This is a genomic window from Candidatus Ichthyocystis sparus (genome assembly GCF_900078745.1).
Lineage (GTDB): Bacteria > Pseudomonadota > Gammaproteobacteria > Burkholderiales > 2013Ark19i > Ichthyocystis > Ichthyocystis sparus.
Genome location: NZ_FKII01000019.1, coordinates 1 through 1934, shown reverse-complemented (window position 1 = coordinate 1934; position 1934 = coordinate 1). Strand labels below are relative to the sequence as shown.

Sequence of the window (1934 nt, the reverse complement as noted above, 5' to 3'; positions counted from 1 at the left end):
CTTTCTACGATTGGGAGAGCTATTTGGTGCAGGATCTATAGAGAATTGCATCTATCTAGTTTTATGTCTAGGTGTCTGTGTATATATCATTACAAGTACCGTCCTGATTTTATACGCGCACTTCCTGGTATAAGGGTTTTATCAAGTACCTCTGATTGTGAGCTGGTTACATTAAGTGGAGGTGTTTTATTAGATTTTTTGTCGAAACTAGATTGTGCTGCTTTTAATGTAGTGCAGCCTGTATTTGAGTCTCAGTGGGATGTAGTGGCTGATAGAGTTTTTGCTAAACTAGAAGATGGATCATTGAGTGATGTTAGTTGTGAAGATGTTATTAGTGTCCTCGATATTGCTGGTATTCCTGCATCGGCATTTTCAGCTCTCCAAAGACAAATTAGGACAGCTAGAGGGAAGGCATCAGGAAATAGTAGTAGTAAAGTTGCAAGTGGTGGTGCTACTTTGGTAAGTGCTACCACAGGTCTTGTGAGTCCTTCTTCTAGTTCGCAGCTTCAGTCTGAATTATTATCTCAATCTGGACCTGAGTTATTATCTGAAGGTACAGGGCCTTATTTGCCTATTGTTACTAAGACTATTACTCAAAGACGTGTGATAAGTGAAAGCAAGATATCAGGTGATAGTAGTAAGTGTGCTGAGAGTACGGGGTCAGGAAGTCGTGCTGTTGATTTTATTCGCCATTTGGCCGCCTCTCTTCCACGAATTAAGTTTCAGCATGAATTATCTTCTCAGCCTCCTGTTACTGAGACTGTTTCTCAAAGACGTGTGATAAGTAAAGGCAAGACATCAGAAGGTAGTAGTAAATGTGCGGATGCTTGCAGTACTACTCTTACTCATTCCTCGGTTATCTCTTCTGCGCGACTTCGGTCTGAATTACCACCTCAATCTGAGACACAGTTAAGATCTTTGTCGCCATTTGGACCTTTAGTAGGTGAAGTATCTCCTGCTCCTTCATTTCAATCCTCTATTTCATTTGCACCCTTACCCTTATCTTCATCTCTATCTACTTCTGAGTCTGGGCCTCAATCTCAGCACGAGATGCAATTGGTATCTTTGTCTGGTGAGTGTTTTTCTAGAATTAGTGCTGATGTTTCAGTCTCTACTCTGGAAGGTGATGCTTCTGATTTGAGAGCTTTAGAAGATGGAGCATCCTCATCTGCGTCTGATAGTGTTGTTGCTGTACCCCCCTCCTCTGTTTCTGCGTTTGCACCTTTGTCTGTAACTGAACCTTTGTCTGCACCTGCGTCTGAGTTGTTAGTAGCTTCTGATATTTCTTCCCCTTTGTTACCATTAGCTGAAGTTTTATCTATGCCAACTGTTTCTGATCAGTCTGGTGTTATCTCTACTTCTGTAGCACTACCTGGTGTCGAATCTTCTTCGCCTGTTGATGGGTATATTGCTGTGCCAACTCCCTCTGTCGGTTCTTTTTTGGATATTAGTGGTGATGTTTTGGTCTCGACCGCGGAAGGTGTTGCTTCTGATTTGGGGGAACGTGAGTTACCTGCATCTGAGATGGTAGCAGCTTTTGATATTTCCCCCTCTTTGTCACCATCAGCTGAAGTTTTGGATGCAATTGGTGTGGCTTCTTCTGCATTTATGCATGCGGGGGATGATTCACTTTCTCCTCCCTCTTCACCTTCGATTTTACCTCCCTCTTCACCTTCGATTTTACCTTCATCTTCATCTTTGTCTTCTTCATCTTCATCCTCTTCATCTTTATCTTTATGTGTATCGGGATTAGATGCTGATGTTTCTTCTTCTTCTACGGAGTCATCTCTTTCATCTTCATCTTTATCTTTATATGTATCAGGATTAGATGCAGATGTTTCCTCTTCTTCTACGGAGTCATCTGTATTGGGTAGAGCAATTGTTGGACTAGCTACAGAAGTTATTGCTTCTGAGTCGAGAGTTTTAGTAGGTGA

Annotated in this window: 1 protein-coding gene; it reads left to right on the top strand. The window is 41.9% G+C overall.

Features of this window, described 5'->3' with window-relative positions:
• Window positions 1–1934, top strand: a 1934-nt coding sequence (locus tag A6733_RS08660; RefSeq protein WP_176696732.1) for a hypothetical protein, incomplete at both ends; no start/stop codon positions are given.